The sequence below is a fragment of the Streptomyces sp. DI166 genome (genome assembly GCF_900091315.1).
Classification (GTDB): Bacteria; Actinomycetota; Actinomycetes; order Streptomycetales; family Streptomycetaceae; genus Streptomyces; species Streptomyces fuscus.
In genome coordinates, this window is the sequence record NZ_FLSP01000102.1 from 23011 (window position 1) to 29302 (window position 6292).

Annotated in this window: 5 protein-coding genes and 2 pseudogenes; 6 read left to right on the forward strand and 1 reads right to left on the reverse strand. The window is 71.7% G+C overall.

Going from position 1 to position 6292, the window contains the following annotated elements; all coding sequences use genetic code 11:
• Positions 1-41: 41 nt before the first annotated feature.
• The 6 genes and pseudogenes from GA0115233_RS33630 (at position 42) to GA0115233_RS33650 (ending at position 5964) form a co-directional block, all read left to right on the forward strand.
• Positions 42-1682, forward strand: coding sequence for an MFS transporter (locus GA0115233_RS33630; protein WP_093724124.1), 1641 nt, complete (start codon positions 42-44; stop codon positions 1680-1682).
• Positions 1683-1702: 20 nt separating this feature from the next.
• On the forward strand, positions 1703-2227 hold the full coding sequence (locus GA0115233_RS33635; protein ID WP_093724125.1) for a GNAT family N-acetyltransferase: 525 nt from the start codon (positions 1703-1705) through the stop codon (positions 2225-2227).
• A 236-nt stretch (positions 2228-2463) separates the two neighbouring features.
• Positions 2464-2892 (forward strand): DUF485 domain-containing protein, encoded by a 429-nt coding sequence (locus tag GA0115233_RS33640; RefSeq protein WP_093724126.1) that lies wholly within the window; start codon positions 2464-2466, stop codon positions 2890-2892.
• The gene (locus tag GA0115233_RS33645) at positions 2889-4502 is read left to right on the forward strand and encodes a sodium/solute symporter (RefSeq protein ID WP_093724127.1); all 1614 of its coding nucleotides are present in this window, start codon (positions 2889-2891) and stop codon (positions 4500-4502) included. Before GA0115233_RS33640 ends, GA0115233_RS33645 begins: the two co-directional genes overlap by 4 nt.
• A 259-nt stretch (positions 4503-4761) precedes the next feature.
• Positions 4762-5142: pseudogene (locus GA0115233_RS42025) on the forward strand (RICIN domain-containing protein); the annotation flags it as partial.
• 21 nt (positions 5143-5163) lie between these two features.
• Complete coding sequence (locus GA0115233_RS33650) at positions 5164-5964, forward strand: pectate lyase (RefSeq protein WP_369691389.1); 801 nt, start codon at positions 5164-5166, stop codon at positions 5962-5964.
• Positions 5965-6047: 83 nt separating this feature from the next.
• Here GA0115233_RS33650 and GA0115233_RS33655 read toward each other — a convergent pair.
• Positions 6048-6292: pseudogene (locus GA0115233_RS33655) on the reverse strand (cellulose-binding protein); the annotation flags it as partial.

Consider the following 6292-nt stretch of genomic DNA (forward strand, 5'->3'; position numbering starts at 1 on the left):
TCGCGTGAGGCGCAAGTGGGAAGCTGGTCCGCGGCGGATGGATGCAGGGGGAAAGGAATCCGGTGGGCGGCGACACGAGACCTGCGGTGCGCGACACGGCACCCCCCACCGGGACGGGACGGCGCGGCGCTGTGGTGGCGGCGCTGATGCTGGCGATGGCGCTCGCGGCCCTCGACGCCACCGTCGTCTCCACCGCGGTCCCCCAGATCGTCGGCGACCTGGGCGGCTTCTCGTACTTCTCCTGGCTGTTCTCCGGCTATCTGCTGGCCGTGACGGTCACGCTGCCCGTCTACGGCAAGCTCTCCGACACCTTCGGCCGCAAACCGGTGCTGGTGGCGGGCGCGGCGTTGTTCCTGCTCGGCTCGCTGCTGTGCGCCCTCGCCTGGAACATGGCGGCGCTGATCGCGTTCCGGATCGTGCAGGGCCTCGGCGGCGGCGCGCTCCAGGGGACCGTCCAGACGCTCGCCGCGGATCTGTACCCGCTCAAGGAGCGGCCCCGCATCCAGTCCAAGCTGTCCACGGTGTGGGCGCTGTCCGCGGTGGCCGGTCCGGGCGTGGGCGGGCTGCTGGCCGCGTATGCCGACTGGCGCTGGATCTTCCTGGTCAATCTGCCCGTCGGGGCGGTGGCGTTGTGGCTGATCGTGCGTCATCTGCACGAGCCGGAGCGGAAAACGACGGCACGCGCGCGTGGGGAGCGACGCACAGGCGCGGAGGAAGAAGCGACGGCACGCGCGCGTGGGGAGCGACGCACAGGCGCAGAGGGAGAAACGCCGCCACGCGCGCGTGAGGGCGAAACGTCCGCACGCGCGCGGGTCGACTGGGCGGGCGCGCTGGCCGTGTTCGCCTGCGGCGGCGTGCTGCTGACGGCGCTGGTGCAGGGCGGGGTGGCCTGGCCGTGGCTGTCGGCGCCCTCGCTGGCCCTGCTCACCGCCGGGCTGGTGCTGGCGGCGGTCGTGGTGGTCGTGGAGCGCCGGGCCGCGGAGCCGATCATCCCGGGGTGGGTGTGGCGCCGCCGTACGATCGCCGCGGTCAATCTGGCACTCGGCGCGCTGGGCCTGCTGATGGTCGCGCCGACCGTATTCCTGCCCACCTACGCCCAGTCGGTGCTCGGCCTCGGCCCGGTCGCCGCCGGATTCGTCCTGTCCGTGTGGACGCTCAGCTGGCCGGTGTCGGCGGCGTTCAGCCAGCACGTGTACCGCAGGATCGGCTTCCGTGACACCGCGGTGCTCGGCATGGGGCTGGCGGCGCTGATCCTGTTCGCCTTCCCGTTCCTGCCCTATCCGGGGCACGCCTGGCAGCCGGCCCTGCTGATGCTGCTGCTCGGCGGCGCGCTCGGGCTGTTCCAGCTCCCGCTGATCGTGGGTGTGCAGTCGACCGTGGGCTGGTCGGAGCGGGGCACCACCACGGCGTCGGTGCTGTTCTGCCGGCAGACCGGGCAGACGCTGGGCGCGGCGGTGTTCGGCGCGGTCGCCAACGGGGTCCTCGCCACGCGTCTGGGCGGGGCGGGCGACCTGGACTCGGTGACCCGCGCGTTGGACGCCGGTACGGCCCCTGAGGCGACCCGGCACGCCATCGCGGAGGCGGTGCACGCGGTGTACTTCGGCGCGGCCTGCGCGGCCGCGCTCGCGGTGCTCGTCCTGCTGCTGCTCGCGCCCCGGAAATTCCCGGTGCCCGGCGACTGACCGCGCCTACCCTGGGCGCCATGGTGAGGCTGGAGCGGCTGCGGCCGGAGCACGCGGAGGAGCTGCTGGCCTTCGAGCGGGAGAACCGCGCGTACTTCGCGCGCACGGTTCCCGACCGCGGCGACACCTACTTCGAACCCGCCGGATTCGCCGCCCGCCACCGGGCGCTGCTCGCCGAGCAGGACGCCGGGATCTGCCACTTCCATCTGGTCTACGGCGACATCGGCGGCTTCGGCGATGCCGCCGAAGACCCCGGGGAGAAAGACCGGCTGATCGGCCGGATCAACCTGATGGACGCCGAGAACGGCAGTGCCGAACTCGGCTACCGCGTGGGGCGGCGCGCGGCCGGCCGGGGCGTGGCCACGGCCGCGGTCGCCGCGCTGTGCGACCTCGCGCCGCGCGCGTACGGGCTCTCCGCGCTGACCGCCGTCACGACGCTGAACAACCTGGCCTCCCGGACCGTCCTGGAGCGCAACGGCTTTTGCACCACCGGCGAGGTCACCGTCGGAGGGCGGCCGGGCATCGCCTATCGGCGTGCCTTGTAGGGCGAATGGTTTCAGCCACCCATTCGGGTCGAACGATTTCGAAAAGTATGAGTTAACGGGGGTAACACCCGAGGTCAGGCCGGTGCCGGTGAAAGTTCCGCGTGTACCGACCGATCAGTTTGCGTAAACCCTCGCACTTGTAGCTACCACCGAGTAGCGTGCGTCACCGCTCCACCGCCCCCCACGCATCCCTGCGGTCCGCACGTCGGACCCGAGCCGCACGCAAGGAGCACGGGATGTCCACCGACCCGTATCCGCCGTACCCCCAGCAACCGCACCAGCCGTACTCGTCCTACCCCTGGCAGCCTCCGGCCCCGGCCGAACCGCCGCAGTACCGCCCCCCACGCCATCCCCCGCTCGGCCACCACAGCGATCTACGGGTCCTGCGCACCGCCTACCGCTGGCAGCGGCGCACCGCCACGATCACCGCGCTCGGGTACTTCGTCCTGTTCCTGATCCTTTCGGCGGCCGCGCCGTCCTTCATGACCAGCACCGTCACCGACGGCCTGCCCACCGGACTGCTCCTCGCGCTGATCCAGCTCCCGGTCACCTGGGTGGCCATAGCCCTCTACGAACACACCGCACGCCGCTACGTCGACCCCCTCGCGGAACGCATCCGCAAGCAGGCGGCCGTCGACGCCCGGCGCCAGGAGGCCGCCCGATGACCTCGCAGTTCAGCGGCGACACCCAGACCCTGTCCCTGGTCGCCTTCTCCGCCGTCGTCACCATCACGCTGCTGCTGTGCGTGATGACCGGCCCCGACCGGGACGACCTGGACGAGTTCTACACCGGCTACGGCTCGCTGTCCGCCATGCGCAACGGCCTCGCCATAGGCGGCGACTACATCTCCGCCGCCACCGTGCTCGGCACCACCGGCGTCATCGCCATGTACGGCTACGACGGCATCGTCCTCGCCCTGAGCACCGCGCTGTCGCTGATGCTGCTGATGTTCCTGCTGGCCGAACCGCTGCGCAACGCGGGCCGCTTCACCATGGGCGACGCGCTGACCCGCCGGATGCCCGGCCGCGCCGTACGCATCGCCGCCTGCGCGGTCACCCTCCTGGCCCTGGTGCCGCTGATGGTCGTCCAGCTCGCCGGCACCGGCCAGCTGCTCGCCTTCATCCTCGGCTTCTCCGGCGAGACCCTGAAGACGGGCTGCATCATCGGCCTGGGCGCCCTGATGATCAGCTACGCGGCGATCGGCGGCATGAAGGGCACCGCCCTCATCCAGATGCTGAAGATGGTGATGCTGCTCGGCTCCGGCGCCGTCGTCGCCGCCCTCGTGCTCAGCCGGTTCGACTGGGACCCGGGCGCCCTGTTCACCGCCGCCGCCGACAACAGCGACGTGGGCTCCGCCTTCCTCAACTCGGGGCTCCAGTTCGCGGGCGGGCCCTACCCGGGCCTGGACATGTTCACCTCGCACCTCGCCATCGTCCTCGGCGGCGGTGTCCTGCCGCACGTCACCATGCGCATGTACACCGCCTCCAGCGCCCGCCAGGTGCGCCGCTCGATGTCCTGGGCGGTCTCGACGGTGGTGCTGTTCGTCCTCGTCATCACCGTCATCGGCTTCGGCGCGACCGCGCTGATCGGGCGCGCGGTGATCGCCGGGGCGGACCCGCAGGGCAACAGCGCCTATCTGCTGGGCACGCAGGCCGCGTTCGGGACTGAGGTGTCCGCCACGGAGACCTTCCTGTTCACCACGGTCACCACGGCCATCTTCCTCACCCTGCTGGCCTCGGTCGCCGGCATGATCCTGGCCTGCGCCAACTCCCTGGCCCACGACGTGTTCGCCGACCGGCTGCGGCAGTGGTCCGGGCGGCGCGAGATGATGATCGCGCGGCTGAGCGCCCTCGCCGTGGGCGCCCCGGCGATCCTGCTGGCCACGATGATGCAGCACCGCAGCCTCCAGCCGCTGATCACGCTGGCGTTCTGCATCGGCGCCTCCGCCATCGCGCCCGCCCTCGTCTACAGCCTCTTCTGGCGCCGCTACACCCGCGCCGGCCTGCTCAGCACGCTCATCGGCGGCACGCTCGTGGTGCTGCTGCTGATGCCGGGCACCAATCTCGTCTCCGGGTCGCCGTTCTCGGCCTTCCCCGAGGCCGACTTCAACTGGTTCCCGTTCACCACCACCGGCATCGTCTCCATTCCCGCCGGGTTCCTGTTCGGCTGGCTCGGCACCGTGGCCTCGGGCCACGAGAAGGCGGAGGAGCAGCGACGGCAGTACGAGGCGGTGGAGGGATGGATTCTGGCAGGGGCCGTGCGCCGTCGGGACTGAGCGGACCGGCTCGGTTATCCGGCGCCGGAGCACGGCAACCTTTCGCTCCGTCGGCGACGACAGGGGGACGGAAAGCGCGGCAGCGCCTTCCGTCCCCCTGAACATTTCCGAACTCCCGAACGAGAGCGACGACGTGAGCGAGAGAGCAACGGCCCGCGGACACCGGCCGCGGCGCAGGAGGCAGACCCGCCGCAGGGTTCTTCTGATCGGCGGCCTGGTCACCGCCCTGGGCGCGGGCGCCGTCGGCGGCGGCATACTGATGACGGCCTCCGCGTCGGGGCCGGGCGCGGGCACGTACCGGCTGGTGAACGCGGCCGACGACACCTGCCTGACCGCCCCCGCGGCCACCGGACAGCTGACCACGCGCGCGTGCGCCGACAGCACGGGCGCGCAGGTGTGGCGGCTGTCCGACGCGGACGGCGGTTTCACCGTCAAGAGCGCGTCCGGGCTGTGCGCCGCCGTGCAGGGCGCCTCGACGTCGGCCGGCAAGGCGGTAAGGCAGGAGGCGTGCGACGGCAGTGCGGCACAGGTGTGGCAGCTCGCCTCGGTCGGCGAGGCGTACCACCTGGTCAACGCCAACAGCGCGAAGTGCCTGAACGCCAAGTCGGCGCTGGCGCAGCAGAACTCCTGCGACAAGTCGAGCAGCAAGAGCTGGCGGCTGGTGACGGAGGGGGAAGCGGTGCCGTCGACATCGGCATCGGCATCGGCCTCCGCGTCCGCGTCCGCGCCGTCCTCGGCGTCCCCGTCCGCCTCGGCCAGCGGCGGCGGTACGACTCTCGGCGCGTGGCCCACGCCCGTCGGCAAGAAGGCCGTCAGCTCCACGATCGAGGTGTCCGGCACCTACGACGGCTCCCTCAAGCGGTTCTACGGCTCCGGTGACCTCGGCAGCGGCAGCCAGTCCGAGAGCCAGGACCCGCTGTTCGAGCTCGCCGACGGCGCCGTGCTGAAGAACGTCGTCCTCGGTTCGCCCGCCGCCGACGGCGTCCACTGCCTGGGCAGCTGCACGCTCCAGAACGTCTGGTGGGAGGACGTCGGCGAGGACGCCGCCTCCTTCAAGGGCAAGTCGTCCTCGGCGACCTACCTCGTCGACGGCGGCGGCGCCCGCAAGGCGGACGACAAGGTCCTGCAGTTCAACGGCGCCGGCACCCTCACCGTCCGCAACTTCCAGGTCGAGGACTTCGGCAAGCTGGTCCGCTCGTGCGGCAACTGCTCCAAGCAGTACCAGCGGCACATCGTCATCAGCAATGTGCGGGCGACCGCGCCGGGCAAGGTCCTGGTGGGCATCAACAGCAACTACGGCGACACGGCCACGCTCTCCGGCGTCACGGTCGTGGGCAACAAGAACCTCACCGTCTGCGAACGGTTCAAGGGCAACAGCACCGGCGCCGAGCCGACGTCACTGGGCAAGGGCGCGGACGGCACGTACTGCCGCTACAGCGCCTCGGACATCACGTATCAGTGACCTGAGCGGGGGCGCATGAGCGGGGGCGCCCGGGCAGCCACGAGCCCGGGCGCCCCTTTGTTCCTCCGCGCGCCCTTCCGCTCCTACTCCGCCACGGCCTGCCCGGTGAGAGTGGTGAGACTGGCGCGTACGTGGTCCATCTGGGCGCGTACGTCGTCCCAGCGCTCCCCGTGCTCGCGCAGCACGCGCTCGGTCTCGCGCGCGATCCGCTCCTCGCGCACGCGCGCCCCCGCGATCAGCTCGGCCGCCCGCGCACACGCCTCCTCCTGGCGCCGCCGTCCCGCCGCCTCGGCCTCGGCGAGCGCCTGCTCGGCGTCGGAGAGCGCGG

Coding starts and splice junctions, on each gene's coding strand:
- GA0115233_RS33640 (WP_093724126.1), top strand. CDS start 2,464: ATGTCCACCGACCCGTATCCGCCGTACCCCCAGCAACCGCACCAGCCG.
- GA0115233_RS33645 (WP_093724127.1), top strand. CDS start 2,889: ATGACCTCGCAGTTCAGCGGCGACACCCAGACCCTGTCCCTGGTCGCC.
- GA0115233_RS33635 (WP_093724125.1), top strand. CDS start 1,703: ATGGTGAGGCTGGAGCGGCTGCGGCCGGAGCACGCGGAGGAGCTGCTG.
- GA0115233_RS33630 (WP_093724124.1), top strand. CDS start 42: ATGCAGGGGGAAAGGAATCCGGTGGGCGGCGACACGAGACCTGCGGTG.